The sequence below is a fragment of the Herbaspirillum sp. WGmk3 genome, from assembly GCF_023952535.1.
Taxonomy (GTDB): domain Bacteria; phylum Pseudomonadota; class Gammaproteobacteria; order Burkholderiales; family Burkholderiaceae_D; genus Herbaspirillum; species Herbaspirillum huttiense.
This window is the reverse complement of sequence record NZ_JAKYWT010000005.1, coordinates 136,263-162,163: the sequence shown is the minus strand read 5'-3', so window position 1 is coordinate 162,163 and position 25,901 is coordinate 136,263. Positions and strand designations below refer to the sequence as shown.

The following is a 25,901-nucleotide window of genomic DNA, read 5'->3' as shown; positions in this document are numbered from 1 at the left end:
CTAATGGGTCTCCTGTTGATGTTGCGTGAGGGATTCAACGTTGACCAGATGCTGTACAACTCGCTCCATCTTCATGAAGCGTGAACCTTTTACCAAAACGGTCGCGCCCTGCGGCGCGGCCTGTTCCACCGCCGCATTGAGTGCGGCGATGTCGTCGAAATGCATGGCCTGCGCTACGTTTTGTAGCGCGGGGCCATACGAAGTGACGGCGTGTTTCGTCAATTCGCCCAGCCCGAAGAAGAGCGGGATGCCACGGCTGCGGGCATAGGCACCGATCTCGGCATGGAACTGCGGACCCTGGTCGCCGACCTCGCCCATGTCGCCCAGTACCAGCACGCGCGGGCCGGCGATGGACGCCAGCACGTCGATGGCGGCGCGCACGGAATCAGGGTTGGCGTTGTAGGTGTCGTCGATCACCAGCGCACCGCTGCGGGCTTGCTTGCGCTGCAGGCGGCCGTTGACCGGGGCGAAGCTCTGCAGGCCGCGCACCACGGCGTCCACCGGGATGCCGGCACCCAGCGCGCAGGCGGCAGCCGCCAGCGCATTGCGTACGTTGTGCTCACCGACGGCAGCCAGTTCCACCTTGAACTGTGCGGGCGGCACGGCCAGCCCTTTCACCGTTATTTGCAGGGTGCTGCCGAAAGCGGTGGCCTGGTAGCTGGCGCTCACATCGGCTTGCGCATTCAGGCCGAAGGTCAGCACGCGGCGCGCACCGGCTTCTTCACGCCAGAGCGCAGTGAAATCGTCATCGGCCGGGAACACGGCCACGCCATCGGCGGGCAGGTGGCGGATCACGGCGCCGTTCTCGCGGGCCACCGCTTCCACGCTGGCCATGAATTCCTGATGCTCGCGCTGGGCATTGTTGACCAGGCCCAGCGTCGGCTCGGCGATGCGCGAGAGCACGGCGATTTCGCCCGGATGGTTCATGCCCATCTCGATGACGGCCGCCTGATGTTGTGCGCGCAGGCGGAACAGGGTCAGCGGCACGCCGATCTCGTTGTTGAAATTGCCGCGCGTGCCCAGGTAGCCGTCTTCACCGAAGGCGGCCGCGAGGATGGCGGCGATCATTTCCTTGACGGTGGTCTTGCCGTTGCTGCCGGTGACGCCGATGACGGGAATCTGGCGCTGCACCCGCCAGCCATGGGCGATCTGGCCCAGTGCGGCGCGGGTGTCGGGCACCACGATGGCCGGTACGCTCAATCCCGGCGGCACGCGGTCGACCACCACGGCGGCAGCGCCCTGGGCCACGACCGCATCGAGGAAATCATGCGCATCGAAACGTTCGCCGCGCAGCGCGACGAAGACATTGCCGGGCTTGACCGCACGGCTGTCGGTGACCACGTCATTGAGTTCAAGCACGCCGGCCGGGGCATTGACCACGCCCGGCACGGTGTGCGCAGAGGCGGCTTCCTCGGCGGTGCGGATCCATTCCAGCAACTGGCGGAAATCGAATCGCATCATGCGCCCCCCATCATGGTCGAGCGCGCGGCGAGCGCCAGCGCGACATGGTCGGCATCAAGGAAGGGCAATTTCTTGCCGGCGATTTCCTGGTAGGGCTCGTGCCCCTTGCCGGCCAGCAGGACCACATCGGCCTTGGTGGCGTGGCGGATCGCCCACAGGATGGCACCGGCGCGATCGGGCAGCACGGTCGGTTCCACGCGGCTCATGCCGGCGCGGATCTGTTCGATGATGGCGTTGGGATCTTCGGTGCGCGGGTTGTCGCTGGTCAGCACGACCTGGTCGGCCTGCTCGGCGATCTGGCCCATCTGCGGGCGCTTGCCCGGATCGCGATCGCCACCGCAGCCGAACACGCACCACAGCTGGCCACCGCGCTGGGTAGCGACCTGGCGCAAGGTGGACAGGGTCTTGTCGAGGGCGTCGGGCGTATGCGCGTAATCGATCACGATCAGCGGTACATCGGGTCCGCCGAATTGCTGCATGCGGCCGGGCGCCGGGCTCAGCGCAGCGGCAGCCGCGACCACGGCATCCCAGGCCACGCCCTGGGTCAGCAGCACGCCCATGATGCCCAGCACGTTGCTGACATTGAAGCGTCCCACCAGCTGGGTCTTGACCTGGCCGCTGCCGAAAGGCGAATCGACATGGAAGGCAGTCCCGGTATGGCTGCTGCGCAATTGGCTGGCGCGCAAAGTCGGTACGCCGTGCGTGTCGCCGCCCTGCTCGTCGGCAATGGCGTAGCCGATCACCGGCAGCTTGCGCTCGGCCAGCAGCGGCAGCAGGCGCTGGCCCATGCCGTCATCCAGATTGACCACGGCATGCTTCAGGCCCGGCCACTGGAACAGCTTGCGCTTGGCGTCTTCGTAGGTCTGCATGTCACCGTGGAAATCCAGGTGATCGCGGGTGAAATTGGTCAACAGGGCGACATCGACGTGCATGCCGTTCATGCGGCCCTGGGCCAGTCCGATGGAGGAAGCCTCAATGGCCAGCGCGCTCACGCGGGCCTGCGACAGCTTGAACAGGCTGCGTTGCAGCAGCACGGCGTCCGGCGTGGTGTAGCCGGTGACGTCGAAGCCTTGCGGCTTGCCGTTGACGAATGACCCCACGCCCAGCGTGCCGATGACACCGGCGCTGCTGGCACCGGCCAGGCGCGACAGTGCCGTACCCAGCCAGTAGGCGCAGGAGGTCTTGCCGTTGGTGCCGGTCACGGCCACCGTCAGCATGTGCTGGTCAGGCTGGCCATACCAGGCGGCGGCGATCTCGCCGGCACGCATCTTCAGGTCGGGCACGGCCAGGTGCGGCGCATCGATCTGCTCGGGCCAGGTGTAGCCAGCGGCTTCATACAGCACGGCAGCGGCACCGCGCTCGACGGCATCGGCAATATAGGAACGGCCGTCGGCGTCGCCCACGTAGGCGAAGAACACGTCGCCCGCTGCCACGCGGCGGGAATCCGAGGTCAGTTGCGCAGACGGCGACGCCTGGCGCAGCCAGGCGAGGATTTCTTGAAGGCTCGGAACGCGCTGGGACATTACATGCTCTCCTCTAGCGGTTCTTTGGGAATGATGATGTTGGTCACGCTGGAATCAGGCGGTACGTTCAATGCGCGCAAGGCATTGGCGGCCACGTTGGCAAACACCGGGCCGGCCACCGGGCCGCCGTAGTGCTGGCCTTGCGGCTCGTCGATCATCACCGAGATGATCAGGCGCGGGTCTGACATCGGGGCGATGCCCGAGAAGGAGGCCACGTACTTGCGCACATACTTGCCGCCCTCGATCTTGTAGGCGGTACCGGTCTTGCCACCGACGCGATAGCCCGGCACCTGGGCCTGCGGGGCCGTGCCGCCGGGGGCGACCACGGTTTCCAGCATGCGGCGCATCTGCAGGGCGGTATCGGCCGAGATGACGCGCTGGCCAATGGGCGAATCGGTGACCTTGGTGAAGGACAGCGGAATGATGTCGCCATTGCGGGCGAAGATCAGGTAAGCGTGTGCCAGCTGGATCAGCGAGACCGAGATGCCGTGGCCGTAGCTCATGGTGGCCTGCTCGATCGGACGCCACGACTTGTAGGGACGCACGCGCCCGGCCACCGCACCCGGGAAGCCGAACTTGGGCTGCTGGCCGAACCCGACCGTGGTGAACATTTCCCACATCTCTTCCGGCGGCATGCCCAGCGCGATCTTGGCGGTACCGATGTTGGAAGACTTCTCGATGATCTGCGCCACCGTCAGCGGACCGTGGGCATGCGAGTCGCCAATGGTGGCGGTGCCGATGGTCATCTTGCCGGGCGCGGTCTGGAACACGGTCGAGGGCGTGACGCGATGGGTATCCAGCGCCAGGGCCACGGTGAAGGGCTTGAGCGTGGAGCCGGGCTCGAAGGTATCGGTCACGACGCGGTTGCGCAGCTGCGCGCCGGTCAGCACCGAACGGTCATTGGGGTTGTAGGTCGGCAGGTTGGCCAGGGCCAGCACCTCGCCGGTCTTGGCATCGACCACGATGATGCCGCCGGCCTTGGCCTTGAATTTCTCGACCGCTTCCTTCAGTTGGGTGAAGGCGATGTACTGGATCTTGCTGTCGATGGACAGGGTCAGGTCGCGGCCGTCATGCGGTTCGCGGATGGATTCGATGTCTTCCACCACGCGGCCCAGGCGGTCCTTGATGACGCGGCGGCTGCCCGTCATGCCGGCCAGGGTCTTCTGCGCGGCCAGTTCCATGCCGTCCTGCCCGGCGTCTTCGATATTGGTGAAGCCGACCACGTGCGCCATCACCTCGCCTTCGGGATAGAAGCGCTTGTATTCCTTGCGGGTCTCGATGCCGGGGATGCCCAGCTTGACGATCTTGTCAGCGGTATCCTGTTCGACCTGACGCTTAAGGTAAACGAAGCTGCGGTCGGAATCGAGCTTCTTGCGCAGTTCGGCATCGCTCATTTCCAGCAGCTTGGCCAGCTGCACCAGCTTGTCCTTGGGCGCGGCCTGCACGTCTTCCGGGATGGCCCAGATGGCCTTGACCGGCACCGAAGAAGCCAGCACCTGGCCGTTGCGGTCGGTGATCTTGCCGCGCGTGGCCGGCAATTCCAGCGTGCGGGCGTAGCGTGACGCCCCCTGCTTCTGCAGGAAATCGGTGGACACGCCCTGCAGCCACAGCGCGCGCAGCACCAGCGCCACGAAGGCGGCAAACAGCACGAACAGCACGAAGCGCGAACGCCACGCCGGCAGCTTGACCTGCAGGATGGGATTGGAAGAAAACGCCACGCCCTTGGAAGCCGCCACACGGCCACCGGAGAGGTTGGTACGCGGAGGCATCTTGGTCATGGTGCCCCCACGGTCAGGTATTGGGTACGGGCGGAGGAGACCGGAACCATGCCCAGGTCACGGCGCGCCAGTTCCTCGATGCGGGCGTTCTTGCCCAGCGTCGATTGGTCCAGCTGCAGCTGCGCCCAGTCGACGTCGAGCTGGCGGGCCGCGCTCTGGGCGCGTTCCAGCTCGATGAACAGGCTGCGGGCCTTGTACTGGGCGCTTACGACCGACAGCGCGCAACCCACCAGCATGATGGTCAGCAGGATGCACAGGCGCCCGGTCATGCAGGCGCCCCTTGGGTCGTGGTGGAGGAAACGGGCGTCACGCGCTCCAGGCCGCGCATGACCGCCGAGCGGGCACGCGGGTTGGCAGTGACTTCGTCAGTGCCGGGCATGACACGCGGCAGCAGGCGGGCCGGCGCTTGCGGCAGGTCCACGGCACGGATCGGCAGGCGACGGTCGGGCTGCGGCGCATGGGCTTTGGAGGCCATGAACTGCTTGACGATGCGATCTTCCAGCGAGTGAAAGCTGATCACGACCAATCTCCCGTGCTGCGCCATCTGGGCAAATGCCTTGTCCAGACCTACTTCGAGTTCTTCAAGCTCTTGATTGACGAAAATCCGTACAGCCTGAAATGTACGAGTGGCCGGGTCTTTGCCTTTCTCGCGGGTTTTGACGGCTTGTGCCACGAGCGCGGCAAGCTGTCGTGTGCTTGAAATTGGCTCGATTGCCCGGCCAGCAACAATCTTCTTTGCAATCTGAAGAGCAAACCGTTCTTCCCCATAATCTCGTATCACCTTTGCAATCTGCTGTTCATCTGCCGTTGCCAGCCATTCCGCTGCCGACACGCCACGGGTGGTATCCATGCGCATGTCCAGCGGGCCATCGAGGCGAAAACTGAAGCCGCGCGCGGCGTCATCCACCTGCGGCGACGAGATGCCCAAATCCATCAATACGCCGTCGACCTGCGCAATGCCGCGTGCGGCAAGCGCTTCATCCATGGTCGCGAAGCTGTCGTGCACGATCTCGAACCGGGCATCGTCAATCTTCTGCGCCGTGGCGATGGCCAACGGATCCTTGTCAAATGCGATCAGGCGCCCTTGCGGGCCCAGCCTGGACAGGATGGCGCGGCTATGACCGCCGCGGCCGAAGGTTCCGTCCAGGTAAATGCCATTGGCGCGCTCGCCCGCAATGGCCAGCGCGTCCACGGCTTCTTCCAACAGCACGGTGCGGTGCTGCAGCTCGGGCACCGGTTGCAGATTCATCTTGTCCGGCCGTCAGAAGGAAAAGTTGCTCAACACATCCGGCATGCCACCTGCCACAGCCTCGGCTTCGCTTTCGGCCAGCTTGACGGCATCCCAGATTTCGAAATGACTACCCATGCCCAGCAACATCACATCACGCTGCAGACCCACGGCCGCGCGCAGTTCGGGCGCGATCAGGATGCGGCCGGCGCTGTCGAGCTCCACGTCCTGGGCATTGCCCAGGAAGATGCGCTGCCAGGCACGGGCCGACATCGGCCAGTTGGCGATCTGCTCGCGATGCGTCTCCCAAGTCGGGCGCGGGAAAAACAGCAGGCAGCCATGCGGATGGCGCGTCACGGTGGCGCGTCCTTCGCACTGCACAATCAGGGCGTCACGATGCTTGGCCGGAATGGTCATCCGTCCTTTGGCATCGAGATTGAGTGCTGACGCGCCCTGGAACACTGTGTTTTTCCTTCGCCTGCGGCGAGTGAGATTGCTGATCGGGTGCCGTGTCCTGCCGGGCAAATGCAAATGACGCCACAAATGCCCCACAAAAAAACACTTTTTGACACTGCCGCCCACTTTAGTGGATGCACTATTGCAGGTCAAGCGGTATACGCAGCGAAAAACCGGGATTTTGCTAATAAAGTCAAAGACTTAGCGCACTTCCTTAAAACCGGCCATTCACAACATTTGTGAAGAAAATGAAGGACTTAGCATTTACATTGAAGGTGTAACCTGAGCTATACACATGTGTTTCGCGCCAGAATTGCGCAACGGCGCGGATTTGCGCCGCATGGAACCGCCGCTGTGCCCGATTTCGGGGCAGCGCCAGAGAGGAAATTGGAGGGAATCCGACTGCGCCCGATTTGCGAGTGCGCGAGGCCAACGGACATGGATTTTGCAGTGCAACTTAAGTTCACCAGAGGGCGGAAAAAAGGGCAAAAAATATCCGGATTCGGGATGCCATCACCCGGATCGTTTTCCATCCCGGTCGCGACCGCGAGGAAGGTGACACCGGGAGGGCGTACAGGAAAGAGGTCGGCGAAGCAGCATCCGAGCCCGAAACTTCATCAAATTCTTCGTCAAATGAATGGCAGGAAGCGTTTTTGTTTTGACTTCCGCGGCGAGCACCTTTTACTATCCGTGTCTTTGGGAAGATCGATACGCAAGAACGCGGCCGGCATGGCCCGTTTGCGGGTGTTGAAAAGCACGTCGATTTTTTTCAATCCAAGCCGGTTCCGACCAGGGCCTATCGGCTGAAAACGCAGATAGGGCTTGCGGATCCGGCTCATTCCAGTGCTAAAATCTGGGCACCTTAACAGTGAAAGGAATTTTAAAGTGAACAAATCTGAATTGGTTGACGTTATCGCCGCCGACACCGAGATCTCCAAGGCAGCAGCCCAGCGCGCGCTGGACTCCGTCATCGAGAACATCATCAAGGCCGTGACCAAGGGCGATACCGTGCAATTGGTTGGCTTCGGTTCCTTCTCGACCGGCAAGCGCGCTGCTCGCACCGGCCGTAATCCGCAAACCGGCGAAGAAATCAAGATCGCCGCTGCAACCACCGTGAAGTTCTCGGCTGGCAAGGCTTTCAAGGAAGCCGTGAACAAGAAGAAGAAATAATTTCACGCTTCGCGCATTTGAATGCCCTAAACCAGGTTCAGGGCATTCAAATCGAGGCCGATTCGACAGGATCGGCCGTCCCCTCCCCCCTCGCTTCACCCGCTTCAGCACTACGCTCCCCTGATGGTTCTTCGCTTGCACACTGGCCACAGTGAGTGCACGGTGTCTGGACGCACTCCTTGCACAGGCCCCGCCAGCACAGTTGCCACCCGGCCCGGCACGCACAGCAGGAGCGACCTCCATGAGCAGCAAGCTTCGTTTGCCAAGGCCATCCTCAGCGCCTAGAATTTTTTTGGCCTGACTTCTGCACACTGCTTCACTTCCGCTTGCCGTCCCGTCGTACACCATGAACAGCCGGCCCGTCCGGCTCACCCAAGGAGACCGTCGATGAATAGCCCTGCCCAGCGTCCGCCACTTCCGCCCTTCACCTGCGAGACCGCCGCCATGAAGGCGCGTGCCGCCGAAGATGCGTGGAATTCCTGCGATCCGCAACGCGTCTCGCTGGCCTATACCGAAGACAGCCGCTGGCGCAATCGTGCAGATTTCGTCCACGGACGGGCCGAGATCGTCGCCTTCCTCACCCGCAAATGGGCGCGCGAACTGGATTACCGCCTCATCAAGGAAGTCTGGGCGCACGAAGGCAACCGCATCGCCGTGCGCTTCGCCTATGAATGGCACGATGATTCGGGGAGCTGGTTCCGCTCCTATGGCAACGAAAACTGGGAATTCGACGAGCATGGCCTGATGCGCCTGCGCCATGCCTCCATCAACGACCTGCCCATCAAGGAGGCAGACCGCAAATTCCACTGGGACCGTTCAGGCCCGCGCCCGGCCGATCATCCGAGCCTGTCCGAACTGGGTCTGTAAGGCCGGACCACTGGCCCGGCCGGGGAGCGCCTGAAGCGTTTCATGCACCCAGGTCAGCCAGCGGATGATCCGCCTGCGGCCACGGATCAGCGAAGAAACCTTCCACCCATTGCGGCGTGGCGGCGGCCAGCGAAGCCGGATTCCATTGCGGTTTCTGGTCCTTCTCGATGATCAGTGCGCGGATACCTTCGACGAAATCGGGGCGTGCCGCGCAATGCAGCGACACCACGAATTCCAGCCGGAACACCTGCGCCAGCGACAGCGGACGCACCCGCTTCTGCAAGGCGTAGCCCAACCAGGCCGAACCGGGCGAACCGGCGCGCAAGGTCGCTTGTGCCTTGACGAGCCAGGCATCCTCGGTCTCCAAGGTGAGGATGCCGTCCACGATCTCGGGCAGCGTGGGCCGGCGGCACAGGGAGTCGATCAGATCGAAATGCGTGCGCAGGTTGGAGGACGCGAAGACGGCCGCCCCTTCCTGCGAGGACGAGGCCTGCGCGCTTGCCAGGACACGATCCAGCAATTCGGCATCATTGCCCTGCCCCCACGGCTGCATCAGCAGGGCATCGATCACCGAGGCCTTGGCGGCATGCGCCACGCGATAGTCGGCCAGCCCGGCGAAGAGCGCGTCGTTGGCATTGAGGTTGGCACCGGTCAGCGCCAGGAAGATGCCGGTCTTGCCCGGCATGCGCGCCAGGAACCAGCTGCCGCCCACGTCCGGATAAAGCCCGATGGTGATTTCCGGCATGGCCAGGCGCGATTTTTCGGTGACCACGCGGTGGCTGCAACCGGCCATCAGGCCGATGCCGCCGCCCATGACGATGCCATGCCCCCAGCACAGGATGGGCTTGGCGAAGCTGTGGACAAGATAATCCAGACGATATTCGTGCTCGAAGAATTCGGCCGCGTAGGTATTGGCGCGGATGTCCTCGCGCGCGGGCGAAGCGTGATGCTCGCGCATGGACCGATAGAGCTGCTGCAGGTCGCCCCCGGCACAGAAGGCTTTCTCGCCCTGCGCCTGCAGGATCACCATGGCCACGCCCGGTTCGGCCTGCCACTGCTGCAGTTGCGGCGTGAGCAGCCGGACCATCTCCAGCGAGATGGCGTGCAGCGTCTTTTCGGAAGCGAGGGTGGCGATACCGATGCGACGGCCGTTGGCGGCCGTCAGTTCTTCGAATACCACGGGGGCGGCGGTTTGATTCATGGGTCTCCTGGGTCTCTGGCGAGCCCGCAGTGCCCACGGGCCGCAGTGTGTTTTATGTCAATGAATTCAATGAAGCAGGCCGGTAGGCCGGATTCTGTTACGGCGGGAAACCCGCTATGACAGCCATTCCTCTAGGCGACGGATCACTCCGCCGCTCAAGCTTTCTACCCGCACGCTCCGCGAGCCACATCAACGCGTGCCTATTTGAAATTGCTCCGGGTGGAGGTTACCGCGTTTCACCGTAACTGAATACGCTCGTCTCTGTGGCCCTGTTCCTCGCCTTATACCGGCTTGCGCCGGCTTTCAGCGGACGGCCGTTAACCGTCACCCTGCTCTGTGGAGTCCGGACCTTCCTCCCGCCACCTCCTTGCGAAGGCGGCCAGCGGCTGTCTGGCCTGCATCGGGCGCTATTGTAGCGCAGCATGGCCCGGCACCGGAGATCCTCCGTCGCAAAACGCTTTTGCGTGCGCGCAAAAGCTCATGCCAATTCGGCATGTGACACCCGTGCGGCTCTTCGGTAGTCTGCTGCTGATCCGCTGCAGGCCACGTGCCGCGCGGTTCTTGACTGACTTCAACGAAATTCCATGCATATCTGCGTAATGGGCGCCGGCGTGATCGGCGTGACCACTGCCTACCGTCTCCTGCAGGATGGCCATCAGGTCAGCCTCATCGATGCTCGCCAACAGCCCGGCGAGGGCACCAGCCAGGGCAATGGCGCCCAGCTCAGTTACTCCTATGTGGCGCCCTTGGCCGACCCCTCGGTCTGGACCAAGTGGGCTTACTACCTGTTCAGCAAGGATTCGCCGCTGACCATCCGGCCTACCGCCGATCTCGACCAGTACCGCTGGCTGCTGGAATTCCTGCGCTGCTGCAATGCGCAGCGGGTGCGCCAGACCACCATCGACCTGCTGCAACTGGCCTTCTACAGCCGCGATCAGCTCACGCAATGGAACGCTGGCCTGCAGCTGTCATTCGACCATCAACGTTCCGGCAAGCTGGTGATGTTCACCGACGCGCAGGGACTGGAAGCCGCCGCGCAGCAGGTGCAATTCCAGTCGCAATATGGCTGCCAACAGGAAGTCCTGGGCGCGGCCGAATGCATCCGCATCGAGCCGGCGCTGGGCCACTCGCAGCGCGACTGGGTCGGCGGCATTTACACGCCGAGCGAAGAAGCGGGCGATTGCCCGCAGTTCTGCCGCGCGCTGGTGGCGTCCATGCAGGCCCATCCGAACTTCCGCTTCATCGGTGGCGCCCGCATCAGTGACGTGCGTCGTGAAGACCGCGCGCTGCGTGCGGTGCAGGCCGGCGGCCAATGGCTTGCGGCGGATCGTTTCGTGCTGGCGCTGGGCGCCGAGAGCGTGGAGTTCGCCCGCTTGCTGGACTTGCGCCTGCCGCTCTATCCGCTCAAGGGCTACAGCATCACGGTGCCGCTGGAGGACGAGGCCAGCCGCACGGCGGCACCGCAGGTCTCCATCACCGACATCGCCAGGAAGATCGTCTATGCGCGCCTGGGCCAGCGCCTGCGCGTGGCCGGGCGCATCGAGCTGGTGGGACAGGATCGCAGCATTCCGCCGGCGGCCGTCGAGGAACTGAAGAACGGCCTGCGCGAACTCTTCCCCGGCTGCGCGCTGGGCGAGGATGCCACGCTGTCGCCGTGGATGGGCTTCCGTCCGGCGACGCCGAGCGGCGTGCCGATCGTGGGGGCGTCGCCGATCGAGAATCTTCATCTCAACATTGGCCAGGGTGCACTGGGTTGGACGCTGGCCTGCGGCAGCGCGGCGCTGGTCGCCGACCAGATCGCCGGCCGCCGCCGCGCCATCGACGACACGGCCTTCCAGTACCGCGGCTGAAGAAGTTTCATGCCAGGCTTCGGCATTCGGACTTAACATGGCCCCTGGCCTGCAATGGCGCAGGCCCATCCATGGGAGACGAACGATGCGGGAAAACCGGCTGCGCACCCTCTTCGCGCAACAGCAACTGGCCCTCTCGGGCTGGGTATCGATGGGCAATTCGCTGCTGGCCGAGGTGCTGGGCCACAGCGGCTACGATGCGGTGACGGTGGACTTGCAGCACGGTCCGTTCTCGATCGAATCGGCACTGCCCATGCTGCAGGCCATCTCCAGCACGCCCGCCGTGCCGCTGGTGCGCTGTTCCGAAAACAGCCTGGGAGAAATCAACAAGCTGCTCGACGCCGGTGCCTATGGCGTGATCTGCCCGCTGATCAACACGGCGGCGGATGCCGAGCGCTTCGTGCGTGCCTGCCATTATTCACCGCGCGGCGGTCGCAGCTATGGCCCGGCACGCGGCTTCCTGTATGGCGGTGCGGACTACTTCGCCCACGCCAACGCCACCATCCTGACCCTGGCCATGATCGAGACCCGCGAAGGCTATGCCAACGCCGAAGCGATTCTGCAGACTCCGGACCTGGACGGCATCTTCATCGGCCCCAGCGACCTGGCCATCGAACTCGGCCTGGCGCCGGACGCCTACGATGATGCACGCCTCAACGAGGCCATCGATCATCTGCTGGCGCTGGCGCGCAAGCTGGGCAAATACGTGGGGATCTTCGCCGGCACCATGGAGATGGCGCAGCGCATGAAGGGCATCGGCATGGACCTGGTGGTCCCGGGGACTGACATTCAGCAGATCAAGGCGGAGGGGGCGCGGAGGATCGCCGCGTTGCGCTGATTCAAGGGAAATATGAAGTGTGCAACGGCCAATCGAGCCTGGCCGGTTGAAATCGGGATGATCAGGTGAAGAAAAAGGCGGAAAACCATCCGCCTTTTCGCCAGGCACTCAACCTGCAAAACTGATTTGCGGCTTCAGTCCCAGCTTGCCGGCCAGGGTCACCAGCATATCCAGGCTGAAATCCTCGACCTTGCCCTTCAACAGCCGGGAAACGCGCGGCTGCGTGATGCCCAGTTCCTCGGCGGCCTTGGCCTGGGTCCATCCTTTTTCTTTCAGCCGCTGCGAGGTTTGCGCCAGTACCTTCACGCGCATGAGCATGACTTCCGCCTCGGCAGGTTCAAAGCCGAGATCAATGAAGACGTTGCCGCTACCGGAAACAATGCTGTCGTCATTCCAGCGGGGATCAGTCGTTTGCATGTTCAAGCTCCTATCATTCGGTAACGCCGGGCTGCCAGATCGATATCGGCCTTTTCGGTTTTCTGCGTCTTCTTCTGAAAGGCGTGAAGCACATAGATCGCTTCGGTAAACTTGGCCACGTACATCACACGAAATGCACCATTGGCTTTGTCCCGATAGCGAATCTCGTAGACACCCTGGCCGACGTTTGGCATGGATTTGAAGTCGCTGGGTTCAACGCCGAACTGAACGCGCGCCAACTCTCCGCCCAAGACGCGCCGCACATCGTCCGGCATATCACGCAGGTCAGAGAGACTGGAACCGAGAAAACGCAGGGGCTTCATGCAAAGATAATACAAGTACTTGCATATTTATGCAAGTACTTGAATAAAGCATTGACCGCGTCCTGGTGCGCCGTTCAGCCCCTCACCACCCGCCCAAAGAACGGATAATTCGGATCGTTGTACCCATGCGTGGACGCATGCCCCGGCGTGACCAGGCTGTCGACCAATGCCTCTTCCTCTGCGCTGATCTTCATTTCCGCTGCATCGTAGTAATCCTCCATCTGCGCCAGCGTGCGCGGTCCGGCAATGACGCTGCTGATGGACGCATTGGCCAGCACCCAGGCGGTGGCGAACTGGCCCAGCTTGATCCCGCGCGCTTCGCAGTGCTGCTGCAGCCGCTGCGCGATCAGCAGCGATTCCTCGCGGAATTCGGTCTCCATCATGCGCTTGTCGCCGCGGCCGGCACGCGTGTCCTGCGGCGGCTTCTGGCCGGGCTGGTACTTGCCGGTCAGCACGCCGCGCGCAATCGGGCTGTAGGGCACCACGCCCAAACCATAGTTGGCGCAGGCCGGCAGGATTTCCACTTCGGGCTGGCGGTTCAACAGGTTGTAATAGGGCTGGCACACCAGCGGCAGCGGGACATTGTTCTTCTCGCACAGGCGCACGATCTCGGCAATGCGCCAGCCACGGAAGTTGGAGACGCCAAAGCCGCGGATCTTGCCCGCACGGATCAAATCGCCCAGCGCTTGCACGGCCTCTTCCAGGTTCTCGTCCTGGTAGTCGCGGTGCATGTAGAGGATGTCGAGGTAATCGGTATCGAGGCGCTTGAGGATGTTCTCGGTCTCGCGCACGATCCAGCTGCGCGAATAGTGCGACTCATTCGGCTTGCCACTCATGGCATTGCCCAGCTTGCTGGCCAGCACCCACTCATGGCGCTGTCCGGCCAGCAGCTTGCCGACGATTTCCTCGGACTTGCCCTTGGTGTAGACGTCCGCCGTATCGATGAAATTGATGCCATGCTCGCGGGCCGACGCCACGATGCGGCCAGACTCTTCCAGGTCAGTCTGGTCCCCGAACATCATGGAACCCAAACACAGGGCCGATACCTTCAGGTTGCTCTTGCCGAGGCGACGATAATGCATGCTGTCTCCGAATCAAATGGGATGTGGATAACTTAACTGCCGCAAGCCGCTCATTCTAGCGAGCTCCTGGTACGCCTGCTCAAGCTCACAGCACCGGCGCTTCCTCTTCCTGCCAGCGCCGCTTGTCGCGCAGCGGCGGCGCGCCGAACAGGCGGCTGTACTCGCGGCTGAACTGCGATGAACTCTCGTAACCCACGCGATGCGCGGCAGTGGCCACGCTGGCGTCGGCGGTGAGGATCAGTTTGCGGGCTTCCTGCAGGCGCAAATTCTTCTGGTATTGCAGCGGACTCATGGCCGTCACCAGCTTGAAGTGGTGATGCAGCGAAGACACGCTCATATGCACATCGCGCGCGACATCCTCGATGCGCAAGGCCTGGTCATAGCCCTCCTTGATGAGGCGGATCGCCTTGGCCACGCGGTTCATCTGGCTGTCCTGCAGCACGGTCTGGCGCAACAGCGCTCCCTGCCCGTTCATCAGCAGGCGATACAGGATCTCGCGCCGGATCATCGGCGCCATGATCGGCACGTCGCGCGGGGTCTCATGCAGGCGCAACAGGCGCAGCACCGCATCGAGCAGGTCAACGTCCAGCCGGTTCACATACAGGCCGCGCGCAGCCCCTTCGCCAAAATTGGCCGACGCCGGCAGGTTCTCGTCGCCGATCAGCTCGCCGATTTCCTGGGTATCGAGCTCCAGCCGCAACCCCAGATAGGGTTCATCGGGACTGGTCACCATGACCTTGCCGACCACCGGCAGATCCACCGAGGCGACCAGGTAATGCATGGGATCGTATTCGTAGATCTCATCGCCCACGAAGATGCGCTTGGAACCCTGCGCAATGACCGCAAAGACCGGCTTCTGCACCGCGTGCTTGGGGCCGCTCGGACAGGTGATGCGATAGATTTCCAGGTTGGGGATGGCCGTAGCCAGCATGCCTTCGACGCCGGCCGTAGTGCGCTCCAGCAGTTGCAGCAGCTCCTGCTGCATGGCCTGGAAACGCGGATCATCCTGCTGCCGGGCGGGCGCACTCTCCACTGCCTCCGGCAGCAGCAACGGGCCGGAATCCTGAACGGAATGCAGATCGAGGTCCATAAGCTCCTCTCATTGAAAGACAGACGCGACTCTAGCGCGGACTGGCAACTGCCTGATCCTCTGCAGTCCATCCATAGAGAATCGGGCAAGAAGTTTGCAGGATCAGGTATGCCCTTGCACGATTGAGCGCAATGATCATGGCACGAACACACCGAAAACCACGCGCCATCGCGATTTCACCTGAAATCCCAGCAAGCATGAAAAGAGAATCGGGCAAAAAACCAGCAGCTTAAGGCACGCGAAAACACCGGCCAGCCCTGCATAATCCTCGCCGAACCCCAAGCCAGATTTACATCGATCAGAACACGCTCTCGGCGATGTTGTACTGCTCCACCACCGTGCGCACCGTCGTGGATTCGGGCTTGTTGACGAAGTGGCACTCGCTCTCTTCCATGCCCATGGTGCAGGCCTTGTTCAACGGGCAGGTGGCGAACAGTTCGGCCACCCAGTCGACGAAGGCACGCACCTTGGGCGAGAGATGGCGGTTGTGCAGGTACACCACGGAAATCGGTAGCGGTGCCGGCTTCCATTGCGACAGCACTTCCACCAGACGGCCTTCATCGATGTGGCGGGTGACCATGTAGAGCGGCGCCTGCACCATGCCGAAGCCTTGCAGGGCGCACTCCACGTAGGCATCGGCATCGTTGACCGACAGACGGCCATTCATCTTCACCTCGCGGGTGATGCCATCGACCACGAAGTCCCAGTCGATGGTGCGGCCGGTACGGCCGGAGAAATAATGGACCGACTGGTGCTGTTGCAGGTCTTCGATGGTGTGCGGCACGCCATGGCGCTCCAGGTAGGACGGGGCGGCGCAGGTCACGGTCTGGAAGGTGCCGATGCGGCGCGCCACCATCGAGGAATCCTGCAAGTCGCCGATGCGGATGACGCAGTCCACGGCCTCCTGCACCAGGTCCACGGGACGATCGCCCATGCCCATGACCAGCTCGATGTCCGGGTACTTGCTGTAGAAGTCGCACAGGTTGGGCAGCAGCATGAGCCGGCCGATGGAGCCCGGCACATCGATACGCAGCCGCCCCTGCGGACCGCGGGTGACATTGCGGAAGGATTGTTCAGTCTCCTCGACGTCCGCCAGGATGCGCACGCAGCGCTCGTAATACGCCGCGCCGTCGGGCGTGAGGCTGATGCGACGCGTGGTGCGGTTCAGCAGGCGCACCTTCAGCATGCTCTCCAGCCCCTGGATCAGGGTGGTCACGGTAGTGCGCGGCAGGTTCAGATTGTCGGCAGCGCGTGTGAAGCTATTGGCATCCACCACAGCAGTAAAGACTTGCATGGCCTGGAAACGGTCCATCGCTCTCTCCTTTGAGGCCGCCTCCAGGCAAAACGCCGGGGCGGCAATCGGGGGCAAGACAGATCCCTGCAAGACCAGGCACCGCCCCCGGCGCGCCATCTTGCCATGACCGGATGGACCCGGATCGCAGTGACCAGCCCCATCCCAATTTAAACCAAATACAGACAAAATCCAGCCAACTTTGCGCATCTGATGACAACAGCATCGATGTTGCATGAGCCACCCACTTCGCCGAGGAGGGAAGCTAGGGCTTTTTCTTCACTGAAAGGATCAGAAAAGTGAATGAATTAATTTCACTGATTGTTCAGACTTACCGAACAGTGTTGTTGGATTATAGGTGTTTATTCGAGACCCTGCTGTGGCGCACAATCCGCTCCATTCTTGGACAAGTGGCTTCGGCCCAGGCGCTCATCATGCAAGGTTCCTCTCCGCTGGACATCCGCAATTTCTTCGTTCCCGGCCCGTTGGGACGCATCCCCGTGCGGCTGTACCAGCCCGCTGCCGCCCTGCCCAAGGGTGAGAAACGCCCGCTGGTGCTGTATTTCCACGGCGGCGGTTTCACCAGTGGTTCGCTGGATGACGCCGACACTCCGGCCAGTTTCCTGGCCGAGCACAACCAGGCGGTGGTGCTGTCGGTCGGCTACGCGCTGGCGCCGGCCAAGCCCTTCCCGGCCGCGCCCGAAGATGCCTTCGCCGCTGCCACCTGGGCCTGCAAGAACGCCACCGAACTGCAGGTGGACCTCGACCGCATGGTGGTCGCTGGCGACGATGCCGGCGGCAGCCTGGCCGCCAGCCTGACGATGATGACCCGCGACCGCTGCGGCAAGCCGCTGGCGGCCCAGGTACTGATCAGCCCGATGCTGGACCCCAGCATGCGCCTGCTGGGCGATGCCACCCGCCTGCAATCCGATGTCACCGCCGAGACTTGCGCGGCCAGCTATCGCCAGTACCTGCCGCAGACCATGCAGCGCCTGCATCCCTATGCCGCGCCGCTGGAAGTGAGCCGCCTGGCGGGCCTGCCGCCGGCCTTCATTGCCACCGCCGAACGTGACGTGCTCTGCCCGGAGGCCGAGAAATACGCCTCCAGCCTGATCCGCGCCGGCGTGCCCACGCAGGTCTCGCGCTTCGTCGGCATCACGCACGGGGCCCTGCGTACGCACCTGCCGCTGCTGACCGAGATCGTCAATTTCCTGCGCTGCCGCTTCGCCACCCTGCGACGCGATGCTGCGCTCCCTGAATTTTTGCCGCATCCGCTTCACCCCTCCACTTCACTCTGAGGACAAGAAAATGAACACTCCCGCCCCACTGCGCAAACGTTTCGCTCTCACTGCCACAGTCCTGGCCGTCATCGCCCTCTCGGTCGGTGGCACCATCTCCATGGTCGGCCTCTCGGCCAATGCCTCCACTGCCCCGACCGCTGCCGCCGCCGGCGCGCCGGTCGATGTCGCCGAAGTGGTCCAGCGCCAGATCATCGACTGGCAATCCTATTCGGGCCGCATCGAAGCGGTCGATCGCGTCGAGGTCCGCCCGTTGGTGGGCGGCACCCTGACCGCCGTCCACTTCAAGGATGGCGCACTGGTGAAGAAGGGCGACGTGCTCTTCACCATCGACCCGCGCCCCTATGAGGCCGAAGTCGCCCGCGCCGAAGCGCAACTGGCCGGCGCCGAAGCCCGTGCCGGCTACACCGCCTCCGACCTGGCCCGTGGCCAGCGCCTGCTGGGCGACAACGCCATTGCCAAGCGCGACTTCGAAGAGAAGCAGAATGCCTCGCGCGAAGCCTCGGCCAATGTCGCCGCCGCCCGTGCCGCCCTGCGCGCGGCCCGCCTGAACCTGGAATACACCCGCATCACCGCACCGGTCTCGGGCCGCATCTCGCGCGCCGAAGTGACCGTGGGCAACGTGGTGAACCCGGGCGCAGCCAATGCCCCGCTGACCACGCTGGTATCAGTGGCCAAGGTCTATGCCTCCTTCGACGTCGATGAACAAAGCTTCCTGAAGTACGTGAACCCGGCGCGCGCCGCTGGCGCCACCGTACCGGTGGAACTGGGTCTGGCCAATGAAGACGGCTACTCCCGCAAAGGTCGCGTCGGCTCGGTGGACAACCGCCTCGATACCGCCTCCGGCACCATCCGCGTGCGCGCCATCTTCGACAACGCCGATGGCCAACTGGTCCCGGGCCTGTATGCCCGCGTGCGCCTGGGTGGCGGCGCGCCGCACCAGGCCGTGCTGATAGACGAAAAGGCCCTCGGTACCGACCAGGACAAGCGCTTCGTCATGGTAGCCGACAAGGACAACAAGGCGAATTACCGCCAGGTGGTGGTGGGCGCCGGCCATGACGGTCTGGTGGTGATCGAAAAGGGCCTGCAGCCGGGCGAACGCATCGTGGTCAATGGCCTGCAGCGCATCCGTCCGGGTGACGCCATCACCCCGACCGTGGTGCCGATGCAGACCCAGGCCGCTACGGCCGCACCGGCACCTGCCGCTGGCAAGGCCTGATCCACGCCAGAACGCTCTCGCATTCAAGGAAGAACAAGTCGCAGGGGCTGCAAGGCCCGCTGCCAGGGCATTTGCATCCTGACGACTGACAAGGAACCTACATGAATATCTCAAAATTCTTCATCGACCGCCCGATCTTCGCGGGCGTGCTGTCGGTACTGCTGCTGCTGGGCGGCGTGCTGGCCATGCTGCAGCTACCCATCTCCGAATATCCGGAAGTGGTGCCGCCCTCGGTAGTGGTGCGCGCGCAGTATCCCGGCGCCAACCCGAAAGTGATCGCTGAAACGGTGGCTTCGCCGCTGGAAGAGCAGATCAACGGCGTGGAAAACATGCTCTACATGCAGTCGCAGGCCAACAGCGACGGCAACCTCACCATCACCGTCAACTTCCGCCTGGGCGTCGATCCCGACAAGGCCCAGCAGCTGGTGCAGAACCGCGTCTCGCAAGCCCTGCCGCGCCTGCCGGAAGACGTGCAGCGATTGGGCGTGACCACGCTCAAATCCTCGCCCACGCTGACCATGGTGGTGCACCTGACCTCGCCCGACAACCGCTACGACACCACCTACCTGCGCAACTATGCAGTCCTGAACGTCAAGGACCGCCTGGCGCGTATCCAGGGCGTGGGTGAAGTGGGCCTGTTCGGCTCGGGCAACTACGCCATGCGCGTCTGGCTCGATCCCAACAAGGTGGCCCAGCGCGGCCTGACGGCCACCGACGTGGTGCGCGCCATCCGCGAGCAGAACGTGCAGGTAGCGGCCGGTGTGATCGGTGCCTCGCCCAGCTCGCCCGAAACGCCGCTGCAATTGTCGGTGAACGCGCAGGGTCGTCTGAAGACCGAGGGCGAATTCCGCGACATCATCCTGAAGGCCTCGCCCGATGGCGCGACCACCCGCCTGGGTGACGTCGCACGTGTCGAACTGGCCGCCTCCGAATATGGCCTGCGCTCGCTGCTGGACAACAAGCCGGCCGTGGCCATCCCCATCTTCCAGGCCCCTGGCGCCAACGCGCTGGATGTCTCGACCCAGGTGCGGGCGGCGATGAAGGAATTGTCGGCCGACTTCCCCAGCTCGGTCAGCTACAGCATCGTCTATGACCCGACCCAGTTCGTGCGGGCCTCCATCGAAGCGGTGGTGCATACCCTGCTGGAAGCCATTGCATTGGTCGTGATCGTGGTGATCATCTTCCTGCAGACCTGGCGCGCTTCCATCATTCCGCTGTTGGCCGTGCCGGTCTCCATCATCGGTACCTTCTCGCTGATGCTGGGCTTTGGCTACACCATCAATGCGCTGTCGCTGTTCGGGATGGTGCTGGCCATCGGTATCGTGGTCGATGATGCCATCGTGGTGGTGGAAAACGTGGAACGCAACATCGGTGCCGGCCTTTCGCCGCGTGACGCCACCTATCGCGCCATGCAGGAGGTCTCCGGCCCCATCATCGCCATTGCCCTGACGCTGGTGGCGGTGTTCGTGCCGCTGGCCTTCATGACCGGCCTCACCGGCCAGTTCTACAAGCAGTTCGCGATGACCATTGCGATCTCCACCGTCATCTCGGCCTTCAACTCGCTCACGCTGTCCCCGGCCCTGGCCGCCCTGCTGCTCAAGGGCCACGGCGACAAGCCGGACTGGCTGACGCGCCAGATGGACCGCTTCCTGGGTGGCTTCTTCATCCGCTTCAACCGCTTCTTCAACCGCGCCTCCGACAACTACGGTCATGGCGTGACCGGCGTGATCAAGCGCAAGGGTGCCACCATGGGCGTGTATGTGGTGCTGCTGGCGGCGACGCTGGGTGTGTCCTACATCGTTCCCGGCGGCTTCGTGCCGGGCCAGGACAAGCAATACCTGGTGGCCTTCGCCCAGCTGCCCAATGGCGCTTCGATCGACCGCAGTGAAGAAGTGATGCGCAAGATGAGCGACATCATGCTGAAGGAACCGGGCGTGGCCAGTGCGATTGCCTTCCCTGGCCTGTCCATCAACGGTTTCACCAACAGCTCTTCGGCCGGTATCGTCTTCGTGGGCCTGAAGCCCTTCGAGGAACGCAAGAGCAAGGAACTGTCGGGCAACGCCATCGCTGCCTCGCTGAACAAGAAATTCGGCGGCATCAAGGAAGCCTTCACCGCCGTCTTCCCGCCGCCGCCGGTGATGGGCCTGGGTACGCTGGGTGGCTTCAAGATGCAGATCGAAGACCGCGATGCGCTGGGTTACGCCGAACTGGACAAGGCTGCGCAAGCCTTCATGAAGGCCGCCGCCAAGGAACCGGCGCTGGGTCCGATGTTCTCCAGCTACCAGATCAACGTGCCGCAGCTGGATGTGGAACTGGACCGCGTCAAGGCCAAGCAGTTGGGCATTCCGGTCACCGACGTGTTCAACACCATGCAGATCTACCTGGGTTCGCTGTATGTGAACGACTTCAACCGCTTCGGCCGCGTCTATCAGGTGCGGGCCCAGGCTGACGCGCCCTTCCGCGCCAAGGCCGAGGACATCGCGCAACTGAAGACCCGCAACGATGCCGGCGAGATGGTGCCGCTGTCCTCCGTGGTGAAGGTCAAGCAGACCTTTGGTCCGGAAATGGTGGTGCGCTACAACGGCTATACCGCCGCCGACATCAATGGCGGTCCGGCTCCGGGTTATTCCTCGGACCAGGCCCAGGCTGCGGCTGAACGCGTGGCGGCTGCCACCCTGCCGCGCGGCATCAAGTTCGAATGGACCGACCTGACCTACCAGAAGATCCTGGCCGGCAATGCAGGCGGGTGGGTATTCCCGATCAGCGTGCTGCTGGTGTTCCTGGTGCTGGCGGCGCTCTATGAAAGCCTGACCCTGCCGCTGGCCGTGATCCTGATCGTGCCGATGAGCATCCTGGCGGCACTGACCGGTGTGTGGCTCACCCGCGGCGACAACAACATCTTCACCCAGATCGGCCTGATGGTGCTGGTGGGCCTGTCGGCCAAGAACGCCATCCTGATCGTGGAATTCGCCCGCGAACTGGAGATGCAAGGCCGCACTGCCGTGCAAGCCGCCATCGAAGCCAGCCGCCTGCGTCTGCGCCCGATCCTGATGACCTCGATCGCCTTCATCATGGGGGTGGTGCCGCTGGTGACCTCCTCCGGCGCCGGTTCGGAAATGCGCCATGCGATGGGCATTGCGGTGTTCTTCGGCATGCTGGGCGTGACCCTCTTCGGCCTGTTCCTCACGCCCGTGTTCTACGTCCTGTTACGTACCATCGACCGCCGTGCACTGCACTCGGCCTCGCATCACGAAGCCCCGATGACCGCCGGCACCCACATCGCCCACGCTGCACCGGGCGCACAGGATGATCGCTGATCTGCGGATCGGCCCATGAATGGAGCAAGAAAAATGATGACCCAATCTCTCTCGATGAGCCGCCTGCTGCGCCCCGTGCGCATCAGCTCGGCCCTGCTGGCGGCACTGCTGGTGCTGGCCGGCTGCTCGGTGGCCCCGACCTATGAACGTCCGGCGGTGGACACCCCGGCCGCCTTCAAGGAAGCGGCCCCTGCGCCGCAGACCGGCGAGAACGGCAGCCAGTGGAAGACCGCGCAACCGGCCGAAGACATTGCCCGTGGCGAGTGGTGGAAAATCTTCGGCGACGACAAGTTGAACGCCCTCGAAGACACCGCCCAGCAAGCCAACCAGGACCTCAAGGCGGCCGCCGCCCGCCTGGGCCAGGCGCGCGCCCTGACCCGCGATGCGCGCTCGGGCTACTTCCCGCAGGTGGATGCAGGGGTCGGTGCGACCCGCCAGCGCCCGTCGCCCGCCTCGCAAGGCTTGCCGGCCGATGCCAACACACAACCGTTCACTCTCTATCGTGCTCAGGTGAACATTTCTTACGAAGTTGACCTGTTCGGCCGGGTCGCCTCGACCGTCGATGCCGCCACCGCCGACGCCCAGCGCAGCGAAGCGCTGTTCCACTCGGTACTGCTGGCCCTGCAGGCCGACGTGGCGCAGCAGTACTTCCAGGTGCGTGAACTGGACGCTGCCGCCGAGCTCTATCGCGGCACCGTTGAATTGCGCCAGGAATCGCTGCGTCTGGTGCAGCGCCGCTTCGACGAGGGCGACATCAGTGAAGTGGACGTAGCCCGCGCCCGTTCCGAACTGGCCTCGGCCCAATCGGAAGCGCTGGGCATCGCCCGCCAGCGCGCCACCGCCGAACACGCGCTGGCCATCCTGCTGGGCCGCACCCCGGCCGAGTTCTCGCTGCCGCCGCAACCGCTGACGCGCCTGAGCGTGTCGGTGCCGGCCGGACTGCCCTCGACGCTGCTGGAGCGCCGTCCCGACATCGCCGCCGCCGAACGCGCCATGGCTGCCGCCAATGCCCGCGTGGGCGTGGCCAAGTCGGCCTTCTTCCCGGCGTTGAACCTGACCGGTGGCCTGGGGTATGAGTCGGCGCAACTGGGTGATCTGTTCAACTGGTCCAGCCGCACCTTCCTTCTGGGCCCGCTGGTGGGCACGGCGCTGTCGATGCCGCTGTTCGATGGCGGACGCCGCCAGGCCGGTGTGGATCGTGCGCGCGCCAGCTATGAAGAGCAGGTGGCAACCTATCGCGGCACGGTTCTGAACGCCTTCCGCGAAGTGGAAGACAACCTGGCCAACCTGCGCATCCTGGACGACCAGAACCGCGCGCAAGATGAAGCCGTGGCCGCATCCTCGCGCGCAGCCAAGCTCTCGCACACGCAGTACCGCGAAGGTGCCGTCAGCTACTTCAGCGTCATCGATGCCGACCGTACCGTGCTGCAAACCCGGCGCGCCTCGGTCACGCTCGATGGCGAACGGGCCCGTGCAACAGTCAACCTGATCCGCGCCCTGGGCGGCGGATGGGGTAGTCCGGAAATGCAACTATCCTCATCGAAGTAAGCCCGCAGACGTGACATCGGCCCGCATCCTGCGATGCGGGCCGACGATGAAGCATGATTTCCCGTGGTACTTCTGGCCCGCCTTGCGCAAGCGACGGCGGGCTTTTTTTTTACGCTACCTGCGGCAAGCCCGCGCGTTCCAGCAACTGGCTGCAACGCTGCGACAAGGCCACCACGCGCAGCTCCTTGCCAGCACGCACGTAACGCTCGGCGAGGGTCTGCACGGCCGCAATGGCGGAGTGGTCCGCCAGGCGCAGATGACGGCAATCCAGGGTGACCTGCTGCGGATCGTTGGCCGTATCGAAGAGGTCGAGGAAGTGTGTGGTGGAGGCGAAGAACAGCGTGCCCTGCGGCAGGTAAGTGCGGCTGCCGTCGGCCTCGTCGCGGCGGTCGGCACGGATTTCACGGGCATGCTGCCAGGCAAAGTTGAGCGCGGTGATGACGATGCCGCACAGGACGGCCACGGCCAGGTCGGTCAGCACGGTGATGATGGTCACCGCAATGATGACCAGCGCATCGCTGCGCGGCACCTTGCCCAGCACCCGCAGCGAACCCCAGGCAAAGGTCTCCTGTGCGACCACGAACATGACACCGGCGAGCGCCGCCAGCGGGATGCGCTCGATGGCCGGCGACAGGAAGAGGATGAACAGCAGGATCATCCCGCCCGCCACCACACCGGAAAGACGCGAGCGCCCACCCGAGCCGAGGTTGATCATGGTCTGGCCGATCATGGCGCAACCGCCCATGCCGCCGAACAGGCCCGAGACGATGTTGGCCGCGCCCAGTGCCAGGCATTCGCGGTTGGGCTGGCCACGGCTGGCGGTGATTTCGTCAGTGAGGTTGAAGGTCAGCAGGGTTTCCAGCAGGCCGACGATGGCCATGAGCACCGCATAGGGACCGATGATGCGCAGCGTCTCCAGGTTCATCGGCACACTGGGCCAGTGCAGCGGCGGCAGGCCGCCGGCGATCTGCGCCATGTCGGCCAGGGTGCGGGTGTGGAGGCCGCTGAAATAAGTCACCAGGCCCACGCCGAGGATAGCCGCCAGCGCCGGTGGAATCGCCTTGGTCACGCGCGGCAGCAGCCACACGATCAGCATGGTGGCCAGCGTCAGGCCGATCATGATGGCCAGCGCCCCGCCCTGCAACCATTGCGGACCGGCGGGGGTCTCGACGCGGAAATGTTCCAGCTGCGACATCGCGATCACGATGGCCAGGCCATTGACGAAGCCCAGCATCACCGGATGCGGCACCATGCGCACCAGCTTGCCCAGCCGCAGCGCGCCGAAGAGCAGCATGATCACGCCCGACAGCACCACCGTCGCCAGGAAATATTGTGCACCATGCTGAACGACCAGGGCCACGATGACCACGGCCATCGAGCCGGCCGCCCCGGAAATCATGCCCGGGCGGCCACCGAACAGGGCCGTGATGGTACAGATGAAGAAAGCGCCATATAGCCCCATCAGCGGGTTCAACTGCGCCACCAGCGCAAAGGCGATGCATTCGGGTACCAGCGCGAAGGAGGTGGTGAGGCCGGCCAGAACGTTCTGGCGCAGGTCGCGCAGGCGCGAAGTGGATGAGGAGAGAGTCGTCATGGGCAGGGAAGAAACAGGCCGCAGGGGCCGGCACCATCATGAACGCGTCAGCGCGCGTGAGGCGGCAGGGGCGGTACGGCAGAGATGCCCTGCGCACGCACTGTCATCGCCGGAAACTGGGCGAAAGCACGTCCGCAAGACTTGAAGGCAGCATTTTACCGCACCGCAGCATCGACTGCCGGTGGCCGTGGCGCGGCTGCCACGCCAGAACCTGCGCTAGGGCCTGTTCACATTAAATCTGCGAGATGCGTTGCCCCCAGAAGGCGTGGTGGCAAGGCGCGCGTCGGGGCTGGTGGTGGTGCCACCAGCCCCGACGTGCAACGCGACCAGCGCGCCTTCTGGGGGCAATC

The 25,901-nt window shown here is 63.8% G+C and carries 21 protein-coding genes and 1 other RNA gene; 8 read left to right on the top strand and 14 right to left on the bottom strand.

The window, feature by feature from the left end; all coding sequences use genetic code 11:
* From murF to mraZ, 6 genes are read right to left on the bottom strand one after another with little or no spacing between them, the layout of a single operon-like run.
* Nucleotides 1-1,461, bottom strand: coding sequence for a UDP-N-acetylmuramoyl-tripeptide--D-alanyl-D-alanine ligase (murF, locus tag MKD49_RS19250; RefSeq protein ID WP_252697112.1), 1,461 nt, complete (start codon nt 1,459-1,461; stop codon nt 1-3).
* The gene (locus tag MKD49_RS19245) at nt 1,458-2,984 is read right to left on the bottom strand and encodes a UDP-N-acetylmuramoyl-L-alanyl-D-glutamate--2,6-diaminopimelate ligase (protein ID WP_252697111.1); all 1,527 of its coding nucleotides are present in this window, start codon (nt 2,982-2,984) and stop codon (nt 1,458-1,460) included. The genes murF and MKD49_RS19245 overlap by 4 nt, the downstream gene beginning before the upstream one ends.
* Nucleotides 2,984-4,762, bottom strand: a complete 1,779-nt coding sequence (locus MKD49_RS19240) for a penicillin-binding protein 2 (protein WP_134221143.1) — start codon at nt 4,760-4,762, stop codon at nt 2,984-2,986. Before MKD49_RS19240 ends, MKD49_RS19245 begins: the two co-directional genes overlap by 1 nt.
* Nucleotides 4,759-5,031 carry a cell division protein FtsL gene (gene ftsL, locus MKD49_RS19235; protein ID WP_034329293.1) on the bottom strand — a complete coding sequence of 91 codons (273 nt, stop codon included), beginning with the start codon at nt 5,029-5,031 and terminating at the stop codon, nt 4,759-4,761. Before ftsL ends, MKD49_RS19240 begins: the two co-directional genes overlap by 4 nt.
* A complete protein-coding gene (rsmH, locus tag MKD49_RS19230) occupies nt 5,028-6,011 on the bottom strand; it encodes a 16S rRNA (cytosine(1402)-N(4))-methyltransferase RsmH (RefSeq protein WP_134135696.1) in 984 nt (327 codons plus the stop codon). The genes ftsL and rsmH overlap by 4 nt, the downstream gene beginning before the upstream one ends.
* 12 nt (nt 6,012-6,023) lie before the next feature.
* On the bottom strand, nt 6,024-6,452 hold the full coding sequence (mraZ, locus tag MKD49_RS19225) for a division/cell wall cluster transcriptional repressor MraZ (RefSeq protein ID WP_006465511.1): 429 nt from the start codon (nt 6,450-6,452) through the stop codon (nt 6,024-6,026).
* A gap of 879 nt (nt 6,453-7,331) precedes the next feature.
* On the opposite strand from mraZ, the gene MKD49_RS19220 reads away from it, so the two are divergent.
* Both MKD49_RS19220 and MKD49_RS19215 read left to right on the top strand, forming a co-directional pair.
* Complete coding sequence (locus MKD49_RS19220) at nt 7,332-7,616, top strand: HU family DNA-binding protein (RefSeq protein WP_006465510.1); 285 nt, start codon at nt 7,332-7,334, stop codon at nt 7,614-7,616.
* A 387-nt stretch (nt 7,617-8,003) separates the two neighbouring features.
* Nucleotides 8,004-8,483, top strand: a complete 480-nt coding sequence (locus tag MKD49_RS19215; protein ID WP_134135697.1) for a nuclear transport factor 2 family protein — start codon at nt 8,004-8,006, stop codon at nt 8,481-8,483.
* 40 nt (nt 8,484-8,523) lie between these two features.
* Here MKD49_RS19215 and MKD49_RS19210 read toward each other — a convergent pair whose 3' ends face one another.
* Entirely contained in the window at nt 8,524-9,684 is a 1,161-nt protein-coding gene (locus MKD49_RS19210) for an enoyl-CoA hydratase/isomerase family protein (RefSeq protein ID WP_252697110.1), read from the bottom strand.
* A gap of 67 nt (nt 9,685-9,751) precedes the next feature.
* An RNA gene (gene rnpB / locus MKD49_RS19205) (RNase P RNA component class A) lies at nt 9,752-10,086 on the bottom strand.
* Nucleotides 10,087-10,268: 182 nt separating this feature from the next.
* On the opposite strand from rnpB, the gene MKD49_RS19200 reads away from it, so the two are divergent.
* Both MKD49_RS19200 and MKD49_RS19195 read left to right on the top strand, forming a co-directional pair.
* Nucleotides 10,269-11,534, top strand: a complete 1,266-nt coding sequence (locus tag MKD49_RS19200) for a D-amino acid dehydrogenase (protein ID WP_252697109.1) — start codon at nt 10,269-10,271, stop codon at nt 11,532-11,534.
* A gap of 85 nt (nt 11,535-11,619) precedes the next feature.
* Nucleotides 11,620-12,372 carry an HpcH/HpaI aldolase/citrate lyase family protein gene (locus tag MKD49_RS19195; protein WP_121042510.1) on the top strand — a complete coding sequence of 251 codons (753 nt, stop codon included), beginning with the start codon at nt 11,620-11,622 and terminating at the stop codon, nt 12,370-12,372.
* A 108-nt stretch (nt 12,373-12,480) separates the two neighbouring features.
* Here the strand turns inward: MKD49_RS19195 and MKD49_RS19190 are convergent, their stop codons facing one another.
* From MKD49_RS19190 to MKD49_RS19170, 5 genes are all read right to left on the bottom strand, one after another.
* Nucleotides 12,481-12,789 carry a helix-turn-helix domain-containing protein gene (locus tag MKD49_RS19190; RefSeq protein WP_034330433.1) on the bottom strand — a complete coding sequence of 103 codons (309 nt, stop codon included), beginning with the start codon at nt 12,787-12,789 and terminating at the stop codon, nt 12,481-12,483.
* A 2-nt stretch (nt 12,790-12,791) separates the two neighbouring features.
* Complete coding sequence (locus MKD49_RS19185; RefSeq protein WP_252697108.1) at nt 12,792-13,112, bottom strand: type II toxin-antitoxin system RelE/ParE family toxin; 321 nt, start codon at nt 13,110-13,112, stop codon at nt 12,792-12,794.
* A gap of 74 nt (nt 13,113-13,186) precedes the next feature.
* Entirely contained in the window at nt 13,187-14,194 is a 1,008-nt protein-coding gene (locus MKD49_RS19180; protein WP_034330434.1) for an aldo/keto reductase, read from the bottom strand.
* Between the two features lie 85 nt (nt 14,195-14,279).
* The gene (locus MKD49_RS19175; protein ID WP_034330435.1) at nt 14,280-15,284 is read right to left on the bottom strand and encodes an AraC family transcriptional regulator; all 1,005 of its coding nucleotides are present in this window, start codon (nt 15,282-15,284) and stop codon (nt 14,280-14,282) included.
* Nucleotides 15,285-15,582: 298 nt separating this feature from the next.
* Nucleotides 15,583-16,596 carry a LysR family transcriptional regulator gene (locus MKD49_RS19170; protein ID WP_121042504.1) on the bottom strand — a complete coding sequence of 338 codons (1,014 nt, stop codon included), beginning with the start codon at nt 16,594-16,596 and terminating at the stop codon, nt 15,583-15,585.
* 413 nt (nt 16,597-17,009) lie between these two features.
* Between MKD49_RS19170 and MKD49_RS19165 the strand changes: the two genes are divergently transcribed.
* From MKD49_RS19165 to MKD49_RS19150, 4 genes are all read left to right on the top strand, one after another.
* Nucleotides 17,010-17,873 carry an alpha/beta hydrolase gene (locus MKD49_RS19165; protein ID WP_227022654.1) on the top strand — a complete coding sequence of 288 codons (864 nt, stop codon included), beginning with the start codon at nt 17,010-17,012 and terminating at the stop codon, nt 17,871-17,873.
* A 10-nt stretch (nt 17,874-17,883) separates the two neighbouring features.
* Nucleotides 17,884-19,092: an efflux RND transporter periplasmic adaptor subunit gene (locus MKD49_RS19160; protein WP_034330438.1), complete on the top strand. Its 1,209-nt coding sequence runs from the start codon at nt 17,884-17,886 to the stop codon at nt 19,090-19,092.
* Between the two features lie 101 nt (nt 19,093-19,193).
* Nucleotides 19,194-22,409, top strand: a complete 3,216-nt coding sequence (locus tag MKD49_RS19155) for an efflux RND transporter permease subunit (protein ID WP_252697107.1) — start codon at nt 19,194-19,196, stop codon at nt 22,407-22,409.
* 33 nt (nt 22,410-22,442) lie between these two features.
* A complete protein-coding gene (locus MKD49_RS19150) occupies nt 22,443-23,957 on the top strand; it encodes an efflux transporter outer membrane subunit (protein WP_252697106.1) in 1,515 nt (504 codons plus the stop codon).
* A 109-nt stretch (nt 23,958-24,066) separates the two neighbouring features.
* Here MKD49_RS19150 and MKD49_RS19145 read toward each other — a convergent pair whose 3' ends face one another.
* Entirely contained in the window at nt 24,067-25,551 is a 1,485-nt protein-coding gene (locus MKD49_RS19145; RefSeq protein ID WP_209533741.1) for a SulP family inorganic anion transporter, read from the bottom strand.
* Nucleotides 25,552-25,901 lie beyond the last annotated feature (350 nt).

Excerpts from the sequence above, each read along its gene's own strand:
- rsmH (WP_134135696.1), bottom strand. The coding sequence starts at position 6,011 with ATGAATCTGCAACCGGTGCCCGAGCTGCAGCACCGCACCGTGCTGTTG.
- MKD49_RS19170 (WP_121042504.1), bottom strand. The coding sequence starts at position 16,596 with ATGGACCGTTTCCAGGCCATGCAAGTCTTTACTGCTGTGGTGGATGCC.
- MKD49_RS19155 (WP_252697107.1), top strand. The coding sequence starts at position 19,194 with ATGAATATCTCAAAATTCTTCATCGACCGCCCGATCTTCGCGGGCGTG.
- MKD49_RS19215 (WP_134135697.1), top strand. The coding sequence starts at position 8,004 with ATGAATAGCCCTGCCCAGCGTCCGCCACTTCCGCCCTTCACCTGCGAG.
- MKD49_RS19210 (WP_252697110.1), bottom strand. The coding sequence starts at position 9,684 with ATGAATCAAACCGCCGCCCCCGTGGTATTCGAAGAACTGACGGCCGCC.
- MKD49_RS19190 (WP_034330433.1), bottom strand. The coding sequence starts at position 12,789 with ATGCAAACGACTGATCCCCGCTGGAATGACGACAGCATTGTTTCCGGT.
- ftsL (WP_034329293.1), bottom strand. The coding sequence starts at position 5,031 with ATGACCGGGCGCCTGTGCATCCTGCTGACCATCATGCTGGTGGGTTGC.
- MKD49_RS19240 (WP_134221143.1), bottom strand. The coding sequence starts at position 4,762 with ATGACCAAGATGCCTCCGCGTACCAACCTCTCCGGTGGCCGTGTGGCG.
- MKD49_RS19245 (WP_252697111.1), bottom strand. The coding sequence starts at position 2,984 with ATGTCCCAGCGCGTTCCGAGCCTTCAAGAAATCCTCGCCTGGCTGCGC.
- MKD49_RS19150 (WP_252697106.1), top strand. The coding sequence starts at position 22,443 with ATGATGACCCAATCTCTCTCGATGAGCCGCCTGCTGCGCCCCGTGCGC.
- MKD49_RS19185 (WP_252697108.1), bottom strand. The coding sequence starts at position 13,112 with ATGAAGCCCCTGCGTTTTCTCGGTTCCAGTCTCTCTGACCTGCGTGAT.
- MKD49_RS19145 (WP_209533741.1), bottom strand. The coding sequence starts at position 25,551 with ATGACGACTCTCTCCTCATCCACTTCGCGCCTGCGCGACCTGCGCCAG.
- MKD49_RS19175 (WP_034330435.1), bottom strand. The coding sequence starts at position 15,284 with ATGGACCTCGATCTGCATTCCGTTCAGGATTCCGGCCCGTTGCTGCTG.
- MKD49_RS19160 (WP_034330438.1), top strand. The coding sequence starts at position 17,884 with ATGAACACTCCCGCCCCACTGCGCAAACGTTTCGCTCTCACTGCCACA.
- murF (WP_252697112.1), bottom strand. The coding sequence starts at position 1,461 with ATGATGCGATTCGATTTCCGCCAGTTGCTGGAATGGATCCGCACCGCC.
- MKD49_RS19195 (WP_121042510.1), top strand. The coding sequence starts at position 11,620 with ATGCGGGAAAACCGGCTGCGCACCCTCTTCGCGCAACAGCAACTGGCC.
- MKD49_RS19200 (WP_252697109.1), top strand. The coding sequence starts at position 10,269 with ATGCATATCTGCGTAATGGGCGCCGGCGTGATCGGCGTGACCACTGCC.
- MKD49_RS19165 (WP_227022654.1), top strand. The coding sequence starts at position 17,010 with ATGCAAGGTTCCTCTCCGCTGGACATCCGCAATTTCTTCGTTCCCGGC.
- MKD49_RS19180 (WP_034330434.1), bottom strand. The coding sequence starts at position 14,194 with ATGCATTATCGTCGCCTCGGCAAGAGCAACCTGAAGGTATCGGCCCTG.